Raw genomic sequence first — 19,619 nt, forward strand, 5'->3', positions numbered from 1 at the left:
CCAAAACTACCTCGACCAGCGCGAGCTACCCCGACCGAAATCCTGGCGAACCCTGGGCACCTGACCACGGCAGCTCCAAGATCCCCGACAGAGTCAAGCTGAACTGCTTGACCAGGAACCGCACCCGGGCGCCTGCGGGGGCTCACCGGCTGGCCTGCGTAACGCCGCTCGCCAGCTGCCCCAGGAAGCTCAGGATGCCCTGGCCCACCGGCGTGGGAGCCAGCAGGACACCCAGCGCCAGGACGATGACCACGGTCATCTTCTCGTCGAGACGGGTACGGGAATGTGTGCGCCGGCGCAGCCGCAAGACGACGATGACTGCGAGCAGCACCGCCACATTGATGGTCAGCAACCGTCAGACCCCCCATTAACCAGCCATCACCACGCAGGGTAGGCAGCGCGCTACCCCCGGCCTTCTTGTGTAGCGGCGTCTTGGTGATGTTGGTGCCGGGTTGCCGACGAATGGCACAAAGCCATCGGGCCTGGCCGAATCCCGCGCGGCCAACTACCAGTCAGCATGCGCGGCCGCGTACGCCCCCCGCTGACCCGCAAACGCAAGTCATCCCGGGCAGGGAAGGACCTGGGGCTGCTGACAGGCGCTCAGAGGCTGGCTGGGCCGTCGGGGTGGGCCATTTCGTGGAGGAGGTAGAGCATCCGGTCGGCGCGGTCGGGGGCGACGGGTACGCGGGGGTTGCCGGTCTTCGGGTCGATGTCGCCGCGCCAGGCGAGGGTCATCTGGTACAGGTCGTGGCGGCGGCCGTATCCGCTCGGAACCGGCCACGGGATTTTGAGGTCGCGCAGGGCGGTGGAGAGGTCGGTGAGGAGGGAGCCCGACCAGACGACGACGGTCTTCCCGTCCAGTGCCGTGCGGATCTCTTCAGCGGCCCGGTCCGGGTTGACGACGTCGTCGGGGATGCCCTTCGAGCGGGGCGGGACGAGGCGCGGCCGGGTGTCGAGCAGGGTTTTGCCGGTGGGGGCGAGTGCGGTGATGTGTGCGGCGGAGGGTGGGCGGCGCCGGCCGGAGGGGGTGGTGCCGCGGTCGGTGTAGGTGACGTGGAGGACGGCGAGGTCCTGGTCCAGGAGCTCGGCGGCCTGGCGCTGGACGTGGGCGCGGCTGTCGGCGGCCTGGCGCTGGGCGGTGCGCAGGCGCTCGATGTGGGCGCAGGTGCGGCACAGGGCGCGGCCGGTGTCGCCCCATGGGGTGCAGGGCTGGTCGGGCCGGGCCCCGCATTCGCCGCACACGCGGTCTGCGGTCGTGCGGCGGGCGGCGGCCGCGGCGAGCTGCGCGGTGGTCGCGGAGGTCGGCTCGGACTCGGTGACGAGGTAGAGGTCGAAGACGCCCCGGCGGCCGGCGCCGTCGCGGCCCTCCACCCTGGCGCGGACCGGCCCGCCCGGCTGGCGCGGCAGGGTGAGGCGCTGGAGTTGGGACTTCGTCATGTAGGTGCCGGTCGGCACCTCGCCCCAGTACGAGTAGTGCTGCACTTCCTGGTCCATGGTCGGCCCTTCCTGACGGGTGCCTACGGTGATGCAACGGGTCGGCGCAGGGTTGGGATGCGGGACGCCGCGCCCCGGCCTCTACGCCGCGAACTCAGCCGCCCCGGACCTGGGAGACCCGGGGCGGCTGACAGGCGCTCAGAACGCCACACAGGGGCGGTCTACGCGGCGAACCCGATGTTGGTGACGTACTCGTACTGGCCCCACTGAGATCCCAGGTCGGCGGCTGACAGGCGCTCAGAACGCCATACAGGGCGGCCTGCGCGGCGAAACATCGTCCATCGCCTCACGCAGCCCCGCCGTCACCTCCCGGGCCTGCTCCGCAGTGAGCGGCGGCCGCACCGGCCCGGCGACGGGCCCAGCAACGTCGTCCTGGTCGTGCTCGTCCATGCCTCCATCGTCCTGCGCGACGGCAGGCTGGTCCAGAGAGTCGGCCTCCTGAGCGCCGATCCGCCCCATCGGCACCACAGGGCCCGGCGGGGGCCAGAACGGCGCTCAGGAGGCGCTTGACGGGCGCTCAAAACGGCGGAGGGCTCTTTCCGGCTGAACCGCCGTGGTGGGCACCGGACCTGTTGGCCCGGTCCGGCCGTGCGTCGCCTCCGTCGACCGGACCCTGTCCAGCGCTGCGTCCTCGCCGTGGCGGTCGACTACTAGCGACCCTTCCGCTGCGCTCCAGGGCTACGGGCTACGCCCTTGCGCGTCCGATGGGGGGCTCCTCCGGACCCCGCCCCCCATCGCCTGGTCCCCGTGCTGCTGCCGTCGTCGACCAGGAGCACGATCAGGCCGCAGGGTGTCCTCCTTCCGCTGCTCCTGGGCTGGCGTCGCCTACTGCGGTGATCAATTGGGCGGGGGGAATGAAGCTCAGCCACATCACGGCACCCCTGTGGCGAGGCAGGCGGCAACGGCGGTTCGGAGGTACCTCGGCCCCGGACGACAGCACCCCGTTGATGTGGCTTGTGAGAAGCCGCGGGCGCCCTCGGTCGCCGACGGTGCTCGGGTGGCACAAGCGGGGCCCGCAAGCCCTCCAGGGCTGAGGACACGCCGCCCTCCTGCGCACCTGCGGACAAGGGCGGACCGGCCTCATGTCCCTGCTGCTCCTTGCGTCGCCGCGACGGCGCAAGGGCGCACGTCGGCACATAGCTTTTGGTGTGTTTGGGGCAACGGGACGGGCGTGCCTCTACTGAAAGAAGAGGCCCATGCTCCTGACCTGCGGAAACGCGAGGCTAAGAGGCGAAAAAGCGCCGGTTACAGGGTGAAAAACCGCCGCTTAGCTACCCTCTGCGCGCACCTCGGCACACGCGACACGCACCCTAACCGGCGGTTTTTCGGATGACGACCTGCTAATTTCCTCATGTAACCGGCGGTTCACCGGAGTTAAGGGGCGGAAAAGCGCCTCTTAACGGGACAGTGGGAGAGGGCACGCATGACCACACGGAGGGGCCGCGAGACCGTGGCCCTGGTTAACTTGGACACCGGCGAGGCGGTAGCCGCTCGTCCGCGTACGCCCCACCAGTTCGACGGGAAGGGGTACACGTTGCAGGCCATCGGTAGCGAGGTCCCGCTGTACTCCCTCGGTCTGGCCGCCGCGGAGTGGGCCGTCCTCGAATGGCTCCGCGAGCACGGCGCAGCGGCCGGGTATGTCTCAGTCGCGCCTGACGAGCTGGCCAAGGCCATCGGCGCCAACGACTCGACGTGTCGCAAGGCCCTGGCCCGCCTGGTCAAGCTCGGGCTTGTGGTGAAGCCCTCCCCACGGGCCGCTGCCTACCAGCTCAACCCGCTCCGATATTGGGAAGGGGCGGGGAGCACTCAGGTCAGCACGTGTCGACGCATCGCGCCGCCCCGCGTGACCCCGGATGACAAAGCGCTCACCAGGACCGCCAACAAGCCCAAGAGCGCCCCGAAGACCACCCGCCGCGCCGTAGGAGAGACGCGATGACGATCATGCCCGTCGATGCTTTCAACCCTGAGCGCGACCTCACGTCGCCGCCGCTCTACTCCCTGAACCTCTCCGCCGCCCAGCACTGCGTGCTCGCATGGGTGGAGGACCACGGCGGCCTATTCGACACCATCCCCGTTCCGGTCGAGACCGTCGCCGAGGACTGCGGCAACTCCGTCTCCACGATGCACGAAGCCCTCGCCCGTCTGGAGGCGCTGAACCTCCTGGTGCGGACGACGGCCGGCCTCTACCGGATCAACGCCCGGTACTACTTCACGCTGCACCCCGAGCTGCGCGAGATGATCACCGCCGCCCTCACTGACCCGCCCGTTACCCCGGACGACCGGGCTCGCGCGCCCCGCAAGGTCGGCAACACCGAGGCCCGGCGCCGCCGGAACATCCGCTCCGTCAGCTGACACGCACAGGACAGCGCTCCCGCTCCGATCTTCCCTGGAGCGGGAGCACAGTCGTATGCGGGACCGAACACGCCCGACCACACGGAGCGATCTTGTTGCGGCGCACCGGTCAATCCGGCCTTATATCTCGTCGTGTTGTGCCCGCTTCGGCAGGGCGACTGACAGCCGCTCAGAGAGGCACGCGGGAGCCGTCTAGGCTGCGAACCCGACGTTGGTGACGTACTCGTACTGGCCCCACTGGGATCCCAGGTCGACGATCGTGTCCTCCCACGCGTCGTCCAGGCCCTGGTGGTCGCCGGCCGCCCAGGTCTCGACGATGCGGTCCCAGCGGCGGACGTTCATCGTCCGGTACTCCACCAGCCGTTGGAGCGGGCGCGGCACCTGCGACTGGTTCAGCGGGTGGATCTCCACCCGGGTCCCGCCGCGGGCGTTCAGGCGTCGCAGGAGGTGTCGGGCGACGTTCTGGCGGCGCACTTGGCGGTAGGCGGCGTCGATGCGGTCCAGGTTGGCGGTCGACGGCTGGCGCTTGCCCTCCAGCCAGGCTTTCAGCGTGCGGTCGGTCACCGTGAGTCCGGCGTCGCGGGCCGCCTGGCGGCTGTGGTCGGTCCGGGTCAGGTAGTGCAGCCGGGCCATGAGACCGCGCTTCATGGTGACCGGGGTGACGATGCCGTCGGCCAGGTCGTCGAGTTTGCGTGCGACGGCGTCGCTGCCCTTGATGCCCCGGGCGCCGAACTTCCCGAAGTCGATGGTCTTCTCCGGCATTCAGTCTTCCTTGCCTTTCCTGGTCGTGTGAACTGGCAGCATTCGATCGTCGGGGGCGGTCACGCGGTGCGGTCCAGACGGGGCGCGGTGGCCGGCGTGATGGTGGTGAGTCCGGCGCGTTCGGCCGCCAGGCGTTGCAGGGCCCTTGCTCGGGAGGCATCGCTGGAAGCCCGCGCCTGGGCGGCCGCTTTGGTGCGCAGGTCCTCCAGCGCCTGGCGGCCGTCCCCGAAGCGCTCTTGCGGCTCGCGGGCCTGGTCGCGGATCTGCCGCCGGGCGGCGGCCAGAACCTTCGCGTCCGTCTTCTTCTCGGCGGTCCAGGCGGCCCTGTGGGCGGCGAGGACCTGGTGGTACCCGGCAGAGGCCTCCGCTCGCGTCTTGACCGCCCCGGCCGCCCCGGCCGGGGGTGGTGCGGTGGTGGGGGTGCTCGGCGTGTTTGGCCCGCAGGAGGCGCGGGCGGTGGTGAGTACGGCGGGGAGCAGGATCTGCAGGTGCTGCACTGTGTCCGGGCCGGCCACGGCGTTGACCTTGGCGATGACCTGCTTCTGGTGCAGGGTCAGCTGGGCGCGGTAGGCGGGTGTGGCGGGAAGCAGGTGCAGGGTCCGGGTCGTGCTGTCGAATCGAACGGCTTCGACTTTCCCGGCGAGTTCGGGTGCGATGACCAGCCACTGATTCATGACGCTGCTGGTCGTGGCGGCCGCGGCCGCCGTCGTGTCCCAGCCGCGTTCGGCGACCATCCGTGCAAGGGCGTCACCGAAGGCGAGCGGGTCGCGGCCGCCGGTCCGTGCCCGCCCCGAAGCAGAGGCACCAGTACGGCGCTTGGGCCGCGGCTGGGCTTTCGCGGCGGCGCGGGCGTTGCGCAGGGCGACCCGGGCGAGATCCACACCACTGCCAGTGAGAATGCCGCTGCCGCTGGGGGTGTCGGTGGTGCCGGTCATGCCAGGGCTCCCGTCGTGGTGGTGAGGAACGCGGCCATGTCGGCGGCCGCAGCGGCGTCGGTGAGGTCGTCCAAGCCCTGCTCGGCCTGGCGGGCGGAGTAGGTAGCCAGCCCTGTCCGGAGACCGGCGAGCACGTCGCGGACCAGGTCCGGCCGTGTCGCGGTCAGAGGTCCGGCGACGGTGTCCTCGTCCCAGCCCTCGGCGAGGTCCGCCTGCTCGGCCCGGTGCTCCGCGGTGGCCTGCCGGGCGAGGCGTGCGCGGATGTACTCCGCAGGCCGGGCCGGGCGCCAGGTCAGCGTCCAGGAGTGGAGTTTCTCGGTGATCTGGTGGGCGTCCCACCCCGCATCGGTCAGCGGGCGCAGCACGCGGGCCAGGCGGCGGAGCCGGGCGGTCTGGGTCCAGTTGACCCGGGCCCTGACCTGCCGGGCGGTTTCGATGCCCTGCTGGGCCTGACGGGCCGTACGGCGGGTGCCGTCGCTGTTGTAGCTGATCTGGTGGGGGCGGGGGGCGGTTCGGCGACTCGCGCGCTCGCGCGAGGTGTCTTTACAACCACTCTCAACCTGCACTTCAGGTGATCGGTGGTAACGACCAAGAGAATGGGGCTCACGGGCCTTTGAACTGCGGTTATCCACAGCCGAGTTATCCACAGGAGCAGCCCCCCGGACACCGGCACCACGACGTGCGGCCGAACGGCATCCCGTACGGGGCTGCCGGGACCGCCGCGCCTCGCTCCGGGCCGCCGACTCCGCGGCCGCGCGCTCCCTGCCGGCCACGGTCATCCCGCAGACACGGGCCTCGTACCCGGACCCGGCCAGCCGGTGCCCCATCGCCTCGTCGAACACCGGCGGGATCACGGCCGCGTAGATCGTCGCGGTCGCGGTGTACGCCCGCCCCGGCAGATTGAGGTTGGCCCTGGAACCGTGACGCCGCCACGCCAGCGCCCCCAGCTCCCGCAGGATCTGCACGTGCCGCTTGACCGTCGCGACCGACGTGCCGGTCCGCCGGGCCGTGCCCTCCAGGTCATACATCACGAACCCGAGCCCGTAATCCATCCGGGCCGCGAGATCACGCGCCACCGGCAGGACCCACGGCCCGGCCTTCGGGTGCAGACCCGCCTCCACCAGCCACACCACCGCACGCAGCCACGCCCGCGGCCCGGCACGCCGAGACCGCGTATACCGCACTTCCTGGCCCTCGCCCACCACCAACACTGCCGACACGGACTCGTCGACGACCGGACCGTGGGCGGCATCAGAGGACGGACGCGGGGCGGGCACCATCACGGCGGCCGACGCCGCCACGGTGCTCACTGCGCCGCCCGGAAGAGCGCGGGCACGTGAGGATACGGACGAGAGATAGGGGTCATGGCGGCACCGTGGCCTGGGCGGGGGTTAGCCCCGCAAGCCCTGTTCTCACCGATCCTGACCGGGCTGTTCGAGCCACCGTGGGCGTTTGTCGCGTCGGTTACACCCATGGCCAAGGATTTATGCGGCCAAAGTGAACAAATGGCCCGAAGTGCAACCCTCTTCCTTGATGTGTAGGAAGATCGCGCGGCCCGTACCGGGGTGAAACGGACAAGGTCAAGCTGACAGGGGACACCACTCTCGTGCACTATGGGAACGACCCACCTTCCATATAGCTGGACCGACCGAGCCCCTCGGGGCTGGACCGACCTCCATCTGTGCGGATGTGTCAGGGACCGCTCCCTTCGTGAGAAGAGGGCGGGCGCCGATCGGGTGGGGGGAGATTTCTCCGTCCCTCCCGGTGTTGCTGAACCGCGTGGCCCCTGTGGTGGGGGCACCGCGGGTGACGCACGTTGCTGATCTGGCTGTGGTGGCCGTGGTTAGTGGCCGGTGGTGCTGGTGGCCCTGGTAAGGGGCCGGATACAGAAGGGCGGCTTGATAAGCCGCGGCTCAGGACCAGCTAGGAACTGGGACCTGGGCGACCGACACGGTGGAAGCCGGTCGGTAGACGGGCCGCGCGAGGCCAGCGGGAGGTTAGTCCGCTTCTTGGCGCGCGCGGCCGATGGCCACTAGGTCATCCCGACCCCCTGGATTCAGAGGCCGGCGTCGGCATGCCCTCATCCGCTTTCGCGGCCTCGGGAAAGCGTTCTGCGAGGCCCTTGAGGAGACGCAAGTAGTTCTCCCGGTGCGGGCGTCGAGGGCTGGTCTGGCCCAACTCCCAGCGCGTGACCGCGACCCTCTTCACGCCCACGGCGTCCGCGATGTCCTGCTGAGTGAGGCCGGCCGCGAGGCGCAGCCTCGCGCACACCTGCGGAGACGGCAGAGCCTCGGGCAGGCCGTTCAGCAAAGCGTCGACCCGCTGCGAGCGGTCCGAGTCGGACATAGCCAAACCTTCCATGATCGTCGTAACCATGAAAGATACACGATCTGATCTCCGTCTGGGGGAAGCTGTCGGCACGAGCCGAGTTCCGTTCCGCTCCCGGTGGGGTCCGTGCCCGTGTCCCGCCTCGCCGGGGCCGGCCGCAAGGGCCCACTCCCCGTAGGCGAGCGCGGTGTCCAGGTCACCCTCGCGGGCAGCGACTACGCCGGAGGGGAAGGTCAGCTGTCGCACAGACACCTCCCGGCATCCTTCCAGGTGGGGCACTCCTGCTCCACCCGCTCGTACACACTCGGAGGCACGTCCGGCATCCATACGGACCACTCCTCAATGGAGGCGCAGTTGGCATGTAAGTCGTGCACCGGCTGACGACGGCCCGTGCGCTCAGCCTCCTCTACCTGCGCAGCCCTCACAGACGGGCTCACGACCGCCACCGGATCCGGGCCGAGGTCAAACCACTCGCCGTGGCGGCGCTTGTCAGCGAACCGACGGTGAAGTTTGGCCTCCACGACGGCGCCGCCTTCGAAGACCGCGAGTAGCTGTAGGGGCAGAGGCGAACCGGTCTGCAGGTCACGGAGGCGGCGCTCGGGATTGTCGCTCCAACCGATCTTTACGAGCGTCGAAGCAGCAGATCCGATCAAGTACACCCGTGCCCTTGATGCACTCATACGAGCTGTCCCTGAATCGCAATGGCGTAGTAGTACGCCAAGGCTGCTTCAGCACCTGAGCCCTGCGCCGTGGTGATGCGCTGGAACCGACCGGACCGCAGATCCCCGGCGGTGAAGATCCGAGGGTGCTGCATTTCCGGCGGGCAGTATCCGCCCTCGTCCACCGCGAGCCCTTCGAGAGCCGCCGGCCGATTACCGAGATTGCTCAGCACTGCCGTTGCGACGTAGGTGCTGCGCTCTCCGCTGCGGTTCTCGACGTCCACGATGAAGTCGGTGCCGTGACGGGCCTGCGAAACGGCGACGTGAGAAACCGGAACTACCCGAACCCGATCGTCTCCTGACACCTCCGCCAGCTTGTAGTCGTCCGTTGCCGGGGCGAGGACATGGAGCGTGGCAGTGGACTGAGGGTGAGCCCGCAGCCAGGTGCCCAGCGGCCTGTCACCCCCAAGAACGTACGTCCGTGGCCCGACCTGCTCGGGCTTCGCACGCCACAGCGGAGGCGGGGACAGCGAAGGTGCGGCGCCGATCCAGTTGGTGTCGGCGGGCGTCATCGCGGTCACGCCCGTGCCGACCACGACCGCCTGCGCGGTGAGCACCTGGCCGTCCGCGAGGAGGACTTCCGCTCGGTCGGAGTGCCCCTTGACCCCCACCGCGCGAGATCGGACCAGCGAGCACCGACCGGCCTGCTCGAGGCGTGCCAGATCCGCGGCCAGCGCCTCCGCCAGCTGGGGGCCGGTCGTCCAGTTGCCGGAGACGTTCTCCAGCGCACCGATGGTCTGGAGCTTGCCGCCGACGCTGTCGGCCTCCACGACGAGGACCTTCATGTTGAGGCTGGTGGCCATGAGGGCGGCCGCCACGCCAGCGGGGCCGGCCCCGACGACCAGGACGTCGGCGTCGAACGAAGGCGTGCTCACTGGATCCCCCCAGTTCCGCTGATAAGAGACAGAGCGACTTTGCTGGTGATGAGCTGATCGGCGCCCAGGTTCCGGGCCGCGAGCAGCAGAGCGGCCTCGTGGTACTGGGGGCCGCCGCTGGAGGCACAAGCGTCGGTGACGACCCACGGCCGTTTTCCCCGTTGGTAGGCAGCCGTGGCGGAGTCGTACACGCAGGCGTCGGTGTCGATGCCACAAAGCACCAGGTCACTCCAGCCAGCGTCCCGGATGAGCTGTGATCCCTCGGGCGTGAAGACGGACGCTTGGCCCTTGTCGATGACCGGGGCAGAGTCATCGATGAAGGGAGCGAGCTCCTTCACGAACGCCTGCTCCTCCGCGGTGCGCAGCCGCTTCCAACCAGAGATCGTCTCGTAGGGCGAGCCTGGAGCGTTGTGGAACCGGGTGAAGACCACCGGAGCGCCGGCTGCTCGCCAGCCGTCCACCAGCCGTACGACCGCAGGGACAACGTCGCGGCTGTGCTGGTTGACGAAGCCCTGCTGCACGTCGATAACCAGCAGCGCTGTCGATTGCGGGTCCAACCCGTCCACCTTTCCCATGGCCATCAAGGAGTGCTGTCTCGGAGGGCGTCCTGAGCAGCGCGCAGCCGATCGGGGAGCTCGCTCGTGGTCAAGATCGCTTCGCGCATCACGCGGTGCTGAGCCGTCTCGGTGGGACGCGCGGTTGTGAGCCGGTAGTAGGCACTCCGCAGAAACCGCCAGCCGTACTCCGGCGGCATCACCGGGTCATGGCCGTCTTCGACGGTGTGCAGGACGTGGGAGGACAAAGCCCACAACGCCTGGACATCCAGCTCCAGAGCGACGATCTGACTCGTCGTGAGGGCGCGCTCATCCGGCTGAGGGTGGTACGAGACTCCGGACCACCCGGCGACACCCTGCGAGACGCCGCCACCGAAGGGGACAGCCTCGGCGTGAGACCAGCCCTCGCGGAACTTGGCGGCCTCGACGTCCGGCCCGAGCGGGACGACGTTCTCCGGGTCCTGGCGGTTGACCAAGACCGAGGGCGTCGCCAGGAGCTGCAGCGCGGTGTCCAGACCCGCGCCCGCCCAAGAGTTCTCGCGGAGTTCGTAGACCGACAGTACGTACTGGGGCGCGGGCACCTCGTGACTGGGCGCCCCATCGGCAGCGTGGAGTTCCACGAGCTGCGTGATCTGCTTGCCCGCCCAGCCGGGTTCCTGCAGATAGGTGCGGTATCGCCACAGCGCCAGATCGGTCAGCGACTCGACGCGGTGATGCTCTTCCAGGTGCACGACGGCGACGCCGCACCCGTAGACGTGGACCGCCGACGACTGGGCCGAGCGGTGTCCGGCCGGAAGCGTCCGTCGCTCTAAGCCCCCCGGGCCGCAGGGCGCGGGAGCGCCGACGGCGTACAGGGGGGCGATCCGCTCGCCCACGTAGGCCGGCAGGAACTTATGGGAGACGACGGTGCAAGGCGTCGGCTGCGGAGTATCAACCCCCGCGGCCGCGACGGCGGTGCCGTGGAGAGCCGCCAGGCGCAGGCGGAACGCCTCCTGCTCCTCGGGGGTGCACTGGTGCAGCGCCGTATCAAGGATCTGCGCCATCTGCGGACGGCACACGCTGGTCCTGTTTCTCTGCCAGTGCGAAACCGTCCGCGGGCTGATCCCGAGATGATCAGCGAATCCCCGCACCGACGCGCGCATTACCGATCGCAACAGCAGTGCCTCCTCGCCTGTCCACTGCTCAACTGCGATCACTACACACCCCTATGACGCTCTGTTGCCAGGCAGGAAGAGCCCTGTTGCGACGCTATTGCTACACCCCTTCTACGCGGGGACATCTCGCGAAGGTGCCTGCGACCCCGAAGCTGATCTCCGTCGAAGTGATGCCGATGACGAACGGGGGACGCCGTGGTTGCCACTACAGGAGAACGAGGCAGGTCGGCGTCTTGGCCGGGCTCAGGACTGTGCCGACCCGCTGCTCTGGTTCTGCTCGACACGTTCGAGTCGCGCAGTCAGATCGGCGATCTGCTCCTCAAGGCGCCTGATGGTCTGCGCAGTCGGGTCGGCAAGCGCATCGAGGGCGTTCTCGCGAATGAAGCTCCCGCGACCCGTGTGGGAGTAGATGACTCCGTCCCGTCGAAGCTCGGCGAAGGCGCGCTGCACCGTTCCGGGTGCAACGGCGTACTTGTTCGCCAACTCCCTGGTGCTCTCCAGTTTGTCGCCAGGCTTGAGCTGCCTGAGTCGAACCTGTTCGCGTACGTCCCGCGCGATGCGCTCGAAGGGTTGCATGGCCTCGTCCGTCATGAGCCACATCGTAGAGCCACCTCGCTCGAATAGATAGCCTGCCCAACCTGGTTGACACGATTCGATTGTACTGGTTAGGTTATCCACGTCGACACGGTTGGTCGCCTACCCGGCGCCAACAGCGAAGACGCAAGACCGCACGACCGCATTACCGCAGGAAGCACTTCCCCGAAGGGGAGGGCCAGGGTTGATAGCTCCACCAAATCCCCTGGGCCGGTCACCAGGCCGGATGCCTCCTACTGCACGTCGCAGCGCTGATGCGCTGTCCGATCAGCCAGGACGCCGACCTCGGTCGAACGCCTGCCGGTCGGAGAGCCCACCCGCGACGCAGCCCCCTCTCCCTTCTACCGGAGGAGCCCTCATGGCCACACCGACTGCGGAGCCCACGGCCCGCAAGCGCCGCCGGAAGACCCGCACGAAGAACATCAGCCCCCTCCCGGCGCTCGTCGCCTCCGACTTCACGGCGAGTCAGATCGACCTGACGCCGGGTAAGGAACACGTGTTCTGCCCGGCCTGCGAGAACTGGACGCCGATCACCGGAGTCCTCGGCACGCCGGTGCTGGTCCCCCACCACACCACCCCGTACCACGACCCCACCACCACCCCCCGCCGCTGCTCCAACACCAACCGCAGGATCACCCTCGACACCGTGATCGACACGTGGCGGGCTGAGCTGGCCGAGCGGACCCAGGCGTCTGCGACGGTCGCCTCCCGCCGGCCGACGAAGGTGCTGCCCAAGCCCAAGGCGCACGCGGCACCGGCCGCGAGCCAGCTCAAGCCCGCCCCGCTCAGCGCGGAGCAGGTCCGCCGGGTGTTCCGTCAGCACCAGGAGCAGTGCCTGGCCTGCAGGGGCGAGGCCAAGAACCAGAACGGGCAGACACTGCCCTGCCCCGACGGTGAGCGCCTGGCCGTCACCGTCCTCCGGCTGTTCCGCCAGGAACCCAAGCGCCAGGCCCTCCGCGAGTTCTTCGCCCGGGAGCGCCGCCGGTTCGACCGCGAGTACGCCGGGGCCGCCCCGAAGCGTGAGGCCGGGTGGGCCGCCGTACTCCCGGCGGTGCAGAACGCCGACCAGCTGCGTCGCGCCGTTCCGCAGGACGCGCGCCCTACCGAGGGTCGTCCCGAGATTCCCCTGGACCACCTGGTTCCCCGCCAGGCTCCCGCGCAGCCGGAGAAAGGCCGGCTCAAGTGCGAGTACTGCAGCGCCACCGAGTCCAGCCTCGCCGACGCGGTCGCTGCCGGATGGTGCCGGATCATCCGCCGACCCCACTGCGGACGATGCGCAAATCGCTTCCCGGCCTGGACGCGCACCTCGTTCTGACCACGAATTCCCGACGACGAACGACCGCGGCCCCGGCCATCCCGAGAGATCGGGATGGCCGGGGCCGCGGCTGCTCGTACGAACAGCCATGGGGCCAACAAGGCCTCAAATGCGACGAACCCCCGGGGGCGCAACCCCGGGGGCCGTCTTCGCAGCTCACCCTCTCTCGAAGGGCAACATGCGCATGCACAGGATGACATCCACCCAGGCCCGGCACACACGCCGGGCCGTACTCAAGTCCGCGGTCGACGCAGCCAACCGCTGTTACGGCCTCGACCCCAACGAGTTCTTCCGCGGTGATGGCGAGTCCCTGATCACCTGGCAGGCCCGCCGTGCCGAGGCGATCCGGATCTGTACCAGCTGCCCGGTCCGTGCCGCGTGTGAGGAACTCGCGCTGCGCGACGGTGACGGCAACTCCCGTGTCGACGACATGGTGCGTGGAGGTCTCTCCGGTACGGAGCTCGCCGCTGTCGGCGCGGCCCAGGCCGTGCGCTTGGCCACCGTGCGCGCCGCGGACCGCGACACCGAGGGCCGCCAACTCGACGACCTCACCAGCGAGTTCTACACCGAGGCCGTCAAGAATCCCGACTCCAGCCGTAACGGCAAGAGCCGCCGCGCCGCGGACAGGGCCGCCGCCCAGAAGGAGCGGCTGGCCACCCTCGCCGACCAGATCCGGCAGATTCGTACTGCCCGCCGCGCGCGGGCCGGTTGGGGGGTGGCGGCATGACCACCACCCTCACCCCGAACGCCGGGACGATCGACGACAGCCGTGGCTACGAGCGCGACGAGACCGATGCCTTCCACCAGCTCGTCCGCCAGCTGGTGAGCGACGGCGACCACCGCGCCCGGTCCGCCGGCCGCCGTGCTCGCCGCACGCTCGCCGAGATGGCCCCCGGGTACGAGCGCCAGCCGGTACTCCTCCTCACCCGCCCGCTCCCGATGCGGCCGACGATGAACGGCCCCTGCCCGCTGTGCGAGCGGTGGAACTGCGACCCCAGCAACTGCCCGCCCCGCGTCGCGCCCGCCGCCCGCGGACTCGGCGCATCGGGGGTGGCCCAGTGAATCCCTGCGGACCCTGCAATGGCACCGGCCAGAAGATGGTCACCGTGTGCCACGTCGGCGCGGACGGCAAGCCGTATCAGGGCGTCGAGATGCAGCCCTGCGGCTCCTGCAGCGGTACCGGGCAGAGGCAGGGCTGAGACCTGCACCTGCACATACGCGCGGCTCGGACCGCACAGCACCGCGCGGTCCGGGCCATCACCGCACGCGGTCTGGCCCACCCGATGACCCTCGCGCTCCTCGCGGCCGCCGCCACGGCGGCCGCGAGGGCGTGGGACGCCGGCCACCGCGTCACCGACATCCACCCCGCACAAGCCGAACGGAAACCCGCCGGTGACTGACAGCCTCCACACCCGCTACATGGCCGCCAGCGACACCTGGCACGCCCACCGCAAGGGCTGCCCGCCCTGCGAGTCCGGGCAGCACTGCCCCACCGGCGACCCGCTGTACAAGCGGTTCACCAACCTCCAGGACGCCTACCTCCGCCACCTGCGCACCCGCGTGGAGACCCGATGAGCCGACGACGCCTCACGGACACCCAGCGTGCCGCACTGCACCAGATCAGAGACAAGGGCGCATGGCACGCCTACGACGGCATCAGCCGAGCCACCATCGCCGTCCTTGAGCGCCACGGCCTGGTGACCGTCGAGTGGTCGGTGTCCACCTGGTGGAACCGCCGCAGTGGGCGCAACCACTCGCAATGCGACTGGACTGCCCGGCCCGCAGAACCCGAAGACGCCCAACTTCGCAGCCAGAACACCCACTGACCCGCCCTCACCGCAGAGGAGTGCCACATGCTCACCCTCGACCAGTTCCGCGACCGCCACGGCGACCCCGCCACCTGGTGCGCCGCCGAGATCGACAGCTACACCGTGCTCGGGGAGCTGGCCCCGCCGGTCCCGCCGCTCTACTCCTACGCGGAGATGCAGAGCATCGCCGCCGACCACGAGAAGTCCTCCGCATGCCAGCAGGCGGTCGCGGACCGGCTGACCGCCGAGGGCCACCTGGTGGCAGCCGGGATCTGGCGCCGCGGCGCGCGGGCGTCCCGCGAATACGCGGCGGCCGCCCGCTACGGCTACCCGCACTACGAGGCCGTCGTCAACGGCTGGTGACTGGTCTGCAGGTTGCCTGTTCCACGAAGTGCCCCTGTCGCACGGCGACGAGGGGCACTTCGTGGTGACGGCGAGCCGGACAGCCCAAGCCCGGACCCACCACCATTGAAAGGACCCCACATGTTCGAGCTGAACCGTGGCCTGCACCGCAGCCAGGACCTGGAGATCACCGGCGCCGAGTTCGTCCGCGACATCGAGACGTTCGTCGCCGGAACGATCGCCGCCTCCACCCCGGCCAGCACCCCGGCCTCGCTGATCGAGCGCGCCTGGAACCTGGCCGGCAACTACACCGACTGGCTCCGCTGGGGCAACAGCGGCATGCCCCTGACCGGCGAGCAGATCGCCGCCCACGCCGAAGCCGCCATCACCATCCTGCGCACCGCGGGCTGGAACCCCTCCTACGCGGCCGGCCGCGGCATCCGCGGCGCCCTGACCCACGCCGAGACCACCAACCCGGCCCACCAGTTCAGCGGTGACACCCGCATGGCGCTGGACTGGATCTTCGAGCTGCTCATCCGGGCCCTGACCGGCGCGCCCCACGCCAACTACAACGACTGGGACCAGCACCCAGCCCGCACGGTCGAGGAAGTCTTCGGCCTGCTCGCCGCCGCCGCCACGTTCGCCCGCACCTACGGAACGGCCGCTGCCGCCTGAACTCCCCATGCCCTGGCGAGCCGCACCCTCATAGGGGGTGCGGCTCGCCAGGGGTTCAGAAAGGAAGGAACCCTGCTGTGACCACCCGACGCCAGCCCCGCAAGGCTGCCGCCAAGAAGACGACGACCAAGACCACGGCCACGGCCACGGCCACCACGCCGGCCGAGACGGCCGGCCTGAGCGAGGCCGCCGACACGACGGTGGCCACCGAGCCCGCCCCCACCCCCGAGGCCGGTACCGACGCGATCGTGACGGCCGCCCGCGCGGAGGCCGACCAGCTGCTCGCCGCCGCGCGCACCGAGGCCGAGGCCATGCTCGCGCAGGCGCGCCGGCAGACGGCCGACGCCGACGGCGCAGCGCGGAAGGCGCAGGCGGAGGCGGACAGCATCCTCGCCACCGCGACGGATCAGGCCGAGCGGATGCGCAAGCTCACCGCCGAGCAGATCGCGGCGGCCGAGGAGACTGTGCAGCGGGTCCGCACGATCGCCGACGGCGACCTGGCGGCGGCCGAGCAGACCCTCGCCCGCCGCCGCCAGGCCGCGGAGAAGCTCCAGGCCGAGGCGGAAGCCGAGGCCGCCCGGATCGTGGAGGCCGGCCGCGCCCGCGCGCAGCAGATGCGTACCGAGGCCGAGCAGGACAAGGACCGCGTCCAGGCCGAGGCCGCCACCACCACCGAGCACGCCGCGCACCTGGTGAAGGAGGCCAAGCAGCGGGCCGACGACATGGTGGCCGCTGCCGAGGACGACGCCCGCGCCCGCCGCGAGGCCGCGACCCAGATGCGCCAGCAGGCGGAGAAGGACTCCGAGCACCTGCGCACCCGGGCCCGCGAGGAAGTCGCGACGGCGGAAGAGGACGCGGCCCGGCTCCTGGACCACGCCCGCGGCCAGGCCGCCGAAGCGCTGCGCGAGGCGGAGCAGGAAGCCGACGACACGCGTGGCGAGGCGCAGCAGGTCCTCGAAGCCGCGCGGGCCCAGGCTGAGGAGGACGTCCTCAAGGTCCGCTCGATCGCGGAGGCCAAGGCGGCCGGCGCCATCTCCAGCGCGGAGACGGCAGCCGCCGGGCGGATCACGGCGGCCGAGAAGGAAGCAGCCCGCCTGGTCGCCGCCGCCGAGCAGAAAGCCGGGCAGGTTCGCGCCCGCGCCCGTGCCGAGCAGCAGACGGCACGCAAGGAACTGGACGCCACCCGCGAGGAAGTGACCCGGGCCCAGGCACTCATCGCCCGTCAGGAGAAGACGAAGAACTTCGTCAACACCTGGGGGCCGCGCGTGGCCCTGGGCGCGACGATCGTCCTCACCGCCTCCGGCGAGTTCGCCCTGGCCAAGCTGAGCGGCTGGCCCGCAGAGGTCGCCTGGGCGCTGCCCCTGGCGATCGACGTCTACGTCGTGCAGGCGTTCCGCCGGCACCGCGACGTCGCCGGGGCACTGATCCTCATGGTCGCCGCGAACGCGATCTACCACCTCGCCGCAGCGGGACTGGTCGGCGTCGACAAGAAGGGCCACCCGCTGTGGTGGCTCATCGTCTCGGTCGCCGCCATCGCCCCCTGGGTGATGTGGCGCATCCACCAGATCACCAAGGAGCCTGAGACCGGCGCCGGTGAGACCGGAACCGGCAACGGGGCCGGGCCGGATGAGACGAGGCGCACCGCACCGGCCGATGAGACCGGACCCACCAGGGCCGCCGATCTCAGCCGCCTCGGTGAGACGCTCCCCCACCCCCGCACCGCCCCGACACTCGTCCCTGAGACGAGCGAGAGCGAGACACCCCGGGCACTTGAGACGGGCCCCGCTGAGACGGGCGGGACGGTGAGCGCGACTGAGACGGCGTCTCACACAAGTGAGACACCCAGGTCAGGCCGCGAGACGGCCTCCCCGGGTACCGGCGCGACCCCGGTCCCGCTGCGCTCCGGTGAGACCGGCCGCCCCGCACTCGCCCGGGACGCTGAGATCGAGGGACAGATCACCTCGCTGCTCAGTCTCATGTACCGGCGCCAGGGCGCGAACACCGTCTCAGTCGACGAGGCCAAGACCGTCCTGGGTGTCTCACGCGCCACCGCCGGACGCCGCCTTGAGACCGCACGCTCCCGCTTCAAGAAGGTCTCGTGAGACACGAACCCTTTGCCCAGATCCGCTGAGCGATGCCGCGCTGAACCGAGAGGAGTTCGACATGAGCAATCTGGAGTACGCGATCGGCCTGGCCCTCGTCCTGGTGTCCCTGGCCGCCGTGGTGGCCGCGCCGTTCCTGCTGGTCCACTCCCGCACGATGCACGACCACGGCCCCGGCTGCTGGTGGTGCCACCCGCGCCTGCCGCGCCGGCGCCAGTCCCGCTGACGCGGAACAGACCGGCCTCAGACGTCCGGCACACATCAGTGAAGGCCAGCCCATTCGACCTGGGCTGGCCTTCGCTGCGACTGCCGGAAGCAGTCCACAGCCCCAGTACAGCAGATCCGACCCCCGTGGAGGACCCCGTGAGCACGGAAGACAAGCCCTTCTTCGACGACCCGAACGCGGCGCTGCGCGAGATCGCGCAGAACCCGGCCGCCTACGCGCACTACCTTGCGGACTTCCACCGGGTTGTGCTGGACATGCAGGCCAAGCTGGAGATCCTCCAGCGCGAGACCCGCCTGCACTGCCGGAAGACCCGTGTGGAGGGCGACAAGTGGGGCCAGGCGGCGCTGCGTTCCTTCCCGGTGGAAAAGTCCCTGAACGACGTTCTCAGGAACCTCAAGGGAATTAGTTCGGGGCTGGAAAAGAGCGCCCATAAGCGCCACGCCCACGACGAAAAGGTGAAGGAGGTCAAGAAAACCCGAAAGGAAAAGGCGCAGCTCAAGGAGCGTAAGAACAACCCGTCACTCCAGGCGGCCCCGGAAAACCCGGACCAGAGGGGTGCGCAGAGCCCGAACCCGGGCTATGGTGTTCCCACGTCGATTTACCACCTGGACCGCAGGGAGTCGGCGTGAGTGCAGGTCGCCCGCTCACGAAGGTCGAGCGGAAGAAAATGAACCGTGCGGAACATGAGCGGAAAATCAAGCAAGACTTGATCGCTCAGCACGGCAAGGACCTCGGCACTTTCTACTACTGGCTCCGGATTATGAATATCCGGGGCACGCAGGCTTACCGCGACGGGGATACGGCGCTCATCCGTGACGTCGCGCTCGCCCTGCAGAACGTCTACAGCCGCCACTCCGGCTAGCTCCACGCGCCCCGTCATGAAGGGCCGTCTCCGATCCCGGGGACGGCCCTTCGGCGATCCCAACGCGTGCCGCGCGTGTCGCGTGCCACGCGTGGCGTGCGCGCGTGTACGCGAGGCCGGTGGCGGCTGTCAAGCCCAGGAGGAGGGAGTCGCGTGTCCGACGACACCGACAGCAACGTGATCAACCTCCCCGCCCGGGGCGGTGATTCCGGCGAAATTCCGGACGCTCCCGACGGTGGAGATTTCTTTTTCTCTGAACCGCCTGACAGTAGATCTGGTGGTGCTGTCCCTCCGGAGTCCCCGGAGGAGACAACAATGGAACTCCCGGTTCTTCGCGGGCCTATTTCCCCGGAAACGGCTTTACGGGAAACGGGAATGCCCGACGTGCCGGATTCCGGCGACGGGGAATACGGGGAAGGCGAATACGTCCAGCCTCGTTCTCTGGCAGATCGGCTTGGTGACTGGCTGGAATACCGGCTGGAAGTGGCGCGAGACCGGCATGCCGGGGAAGCGCCGTTCCGT

At 69.8% G+C, this 19,619-nt stretch carries 25 protein-coding genes; 13 read left to right on the top strand and 12 right to left on the bottom strand.

Annotated elements, in window-relative coordinates:
• Positions 1-142: 142 nt before the first annotated feature.
• From ACIRJP_RS36335 to ACIRJP_RS36345, 3 genes are all read right to left on the bottom strand, one after another.
• Positions 143-352: a hypothetical protein gene (locus ACIRJP_RS36335; protein WP_404183909.1), complete on the bottom strand. Its 210-nt coding sequence runs from the start codon at positions 350-352 to the stop codon at positions 143-145.
• Between the two features lie 248 nt (positions 353-600).
• On the bottom strand, positions 601-1,494 hold the full coding sequence (locus tag ACIRJP_RS36340; protein ID WP_404183912.1) for a hypothetical protein: 894 nt from the start codon (positions 1,492-1,494) through the stop codon (positions 601-603).
• A gap of 237 nt (positions 1,495-1,731) precedes the next feature.
• Positions 1,732-1,884, bottom strand: coding sequence for a hypothetical protein (locus tag ACIRJP_RS36345; protein ID WP_404183915.1), 153 nt, complete (start codon positions 1,882-1,884; stop codon positions 1,732-1,734).
• A 1,033-nt stretch (positions 1,885-2,917) separates the two neighbouring features.
• Here ACIRJP_RS36345 and ACIRJP_RS36350 point away from each other — a divergent pair.
• Both ACIRJP_RS36350 and ACIRJP_RS36355 read left to right on the top strand, forming a co-directional pair.
• Positions 2,918-3,430: a MarR family transcriptional regulator gene (locus tag ACIRJP_RS36350; protein WP_404183918.1), complete on the top strand. Its 513-nt coding sequence runs from the start codon at positions 2,918-2,920 to the stop codon at positions 3,428-3,430.
• Positions 3,427-3,846, top strand: coding sequence for a MarR family transcriptional regulator (locus ACIRJP_RS36355; RefSeq protein ID WP_404183921.1), 420 nt, complete (start codon positions 3,427-3,429; stop codon positions 3,844-3,846). Before ACIRJP_RS36350 ends, ACIRJP_RS36355 begins: the two co-directional genes overlap by 4 nt.
• A 192-nt stretch (positions 3,847-4,038) precedes the next feature.
• Here ACIRJP_RS36355 and ACIRJP_RS36360 read toward each other — a convergent pair whose 3' ends face one another.
• The 9 genes from ACIRJP_RS36360 to ACIRJP_RS36400 form a co-directional block, all read right to left on the bottom strand.
• The gene (locus ACIRJP_RS36360; RefSeq protein WP_404183924.1) at positions 4,039-4,608 is read right to left on the bottom strand and encodes a transcriptional regulator; all 570 of its coding nucleotides are present in this window, start codon (positions 4,606-4,608) and stop codon (positions 4,039-4,041) included.
• 59 nt (positions 4,609-4,667) lie between these two features.
• The gene (locus ACIRJP_RS36365; protein ID WP_404183927.1) at positions 4,668-5,543 is read right to left on the bottom strand and encodes a DciA family protein; all 876 of its coding nucleotides are present in this window, start codon (positions 5,541-5,543) and stop codon (positions 4,668-4,670) included.
• Positions 5,540-6,853 (bottom strand): cell wall protein, encoded by a 1,314-nt coding sequence (locus ACIRJP_RS36370; protein ID WP_404183930.1) that lies wholly within the window; start codon positions 6,851-6,853, stop codon positions 5,540-5,542. Before ACIRJP_RS36370 ends, ACIRJP_RS36365 begins: the two co-directional genes overlap by 4 nt.
• A 727-nt stretch (positions 6,854-7,580) precedes the next feature.
• Positions 7,581-7,919, bottom strand: a complete 339-nt coding sequence (locus tag ACIRJP_RS36375) for a helix-turn-helix transcriptional regulator (protein WP_404183933.1) — start codon at positions 7,917-7,919, stop codon at positions 7,581-7,583.
• 185 nt (positions 7,920-8,104) lie between these two features.
• Positions 8,105-8,551, bottom strand: a complete 447-nt coding sequence (locus ACIRJP_RS36380) for a GIY-YIG nuclease family protein (RefSeq protein ID WP_404183936.1) — start codon at positions 8,549-8,551, stop codon at positions 8,105-8,107.
• Positions 8,548-9,465: an FAD-dependent oxidoreductase gene (locus tag ACIRJP_RS36385; protein ID WP_404183939.1), complete on the bottom strand. Its 918-nt coding sequence runs from the start codon at positions 9,463-9,465 to the stop codon at positions 8,548-8,550. Before ACIRJP_RS36385 ends, ACIRJP_RS36380 begins: the two co-directional genes overlap by 4 nt.
• Entirely contained in the window at positions 9,462-10,040 is a 579-nt protein-coding gene (locus ACIRJP_RS36390; RefSeq protein ID WP_404184036.1) for an isochorismatase family cysteine hydrolase, read from the bottom strand. The genes ACIRJP_RS36385 and ACIRJP_RS36390 overlap by 4 nt, the downstream gene beginning before the upstream one ends.
• 5 nt (positions 10,041-10,045) lie before the next feature.
• Complete coding sequence (locus ACIRJP_RS36395; RefSeq protein ID WP_404183942.1) at positions 10,046-11,062, bottom strand: XRE family transcriptional regulator; 1,017 nt, start codon at positions 11,060-11,062, stop codon at positions 10,046-10,048.
• Between the two features lie 354 nt (positions 11,063-11,416).
• Positions 11,417-11,764, bottom strand: a complete 348-nt coding sequence (locus tag ACIRJP_RS36400; protein WP_404183945.1) for a GntR family transcriptional regulator — start codon at positions 11,762-11,764, stop codon at positions 11,417-11,419.
• A 361-nt stretch (positions 11,765-12,125) separates the two neighbouring features.
• On the opposite strand from ACIRJP_RS36400, the gene ACIRJP_RS36405 reads away from it, so the two are divergent.
• The 11 genes from ACIRJP_RS36405 to ACIRJP_RS36455 all read left to right on the top strand — a co-directional run bounded on the left by ACIRJP_RS36405 (position 12,126) and on the right by ACIRJP_RS36455 (position 19,097).
• Positions 12,126-13,082 carry a hypothetical protein gene (locus ACIRJP_RS36405; RefSeq protein WP_404183948.1) on the top strand — a complete coding sequence of 319 codons (957 nt, stop codon included), beginning with the start codon at positions 12,126-12,128 and terminating at the stop codon, positions 13,080-13,082.
• A 193-nt stretch (positions 13,083-13,275) separates the two neighbouring features.
• Complete coding sequence (locus ACIRJP_RS36410) at positions 13,276-13,809, top strand: WhiB family transcriptional regulator (protein ID WP_404183951.1); 534 nt, start codon at positions 13,276-13,278, stop codon at positions 13,807-13,809.
• A complete protein-coding gene (locus ACIRJP_RS36415) occupies positions 13,806-14,144 on the top strand; it encodes a hypothetical protein (RefSeq protein WP_404183954.1) in 339 nt (112 codons plus the stop codon). The genes ACIRJP_RS36410 and ACIRJP_RS36415 overlap by 4 nt, the downstream gene beginning before the upstream one ends.
• Before the next feature lie 330 nt (positions 14,145-14,474).
• Positions 14,475-14,657: a hypothetical protein gene (locus ACIRJP_RS36420; protein ID WP_404183957.1), complete on the top strand. Its 183-nt coding sequence runs from the start codon at positions 14,475-14,477 to the stop codon at positions 14,655-14,657.
• Positions 14,654-14,908: a hypothetical protein gene (locus ACIRJP_RS36425; RefSeq protein ID WP_404183960.1), complete on the top strand. Its 255-nt coding sequence runs from the start codon at positions 14,654-14,656 to the stop codon at positions 14,906-14,908. Before ACIRJP_RS36420 ends, ACIRJP_RS36425 begins: the two co-directional genes overlap by 4 nt.
• Before the next feature lie 27 nt (positions 14,909-14,935).
• A complete protein-coding gene (locus tag ACIRJP_RS36430; protein ID WP_404183963.1) occupies positions 14,936-15,253 on the top strand; it encodes a hypothetical protein in 318 nt (105 codons plus the stop codon).
• A 120-nt stretch (positions 15,254-15,373) separates the two neighbouring features.
• Positions 15,374-15,907 (top strand): hypothetical protein, encoded by a 534-nt coding sequence (locus ACIRJP_RS36435; protein ID WP_404183966.1) that lies wholly within the window; start codon positions 15,374-15,376, stop codon positions 15,905-15,907.
• A 77-nt stretch (positions 15,908-15,984) separates the two neighbouring features.
• Positions 15,985-18,009 (top strand): hypothetical protein, encoded by a 2,025-nt coding sequence (locus tag ACIRJP_RS36440; RefSeq protein WP_404183968.1) that lies wholly within the window; start codon positions 15,985-15,987, stop codon positions 18,007-18,009.
• A 61-nt stretch (positions 18,010-18,070) separates the two neighbouring features.
• The gene (locus tag ACIRJP_RS36445; RefSeq protein ID WP_404183971.1) at positions 18,071-18,235 is read left to right on the top strand and encodes a hypothetical protein; all 165 of its coding nucleotides are present in this window, start codon (positions 18,071-18,073) and stop codon (positions 18,233-18,235) included.
• A gap of 137 nt (positions 18,236-18,372) precedes the next feature.
• A complete protein-coding gene (locus tag ACIRJP_RS36450; protein WP_404183974.1) occupies positions 18,373-18,864 on the top strand; it encodes a hypothetical protein in 492 nt (163 codons plus the stop codon).
• Positions 18,861-19,097: a hypothetical protein gene (locus tag ACIRJP_RS36455; RefSeq protein ID WP_404183977.1), complete on the top strand. Its 237-nt coding sequence runs from the start codon at positions 18,861-18,863 to the stop codon at positions 19,095-19,097. The genes ACIRJP_RS36450 and ACIRJP_RS36455 overlap by 4 nt, the downstream gene beginning before the upstream one ends.
• Positions 19,098-19,619 lie beyond the last annotated feature (522 nt).

Source organism: Streptomyces sp. NPDC102437 (genome assembly GCF_044765565.1).
Lineage (GTDB): Bacteria > Actinomycetota > Actinomycetes > Streptomycetales > Streptomycetaceae > Streptomyces.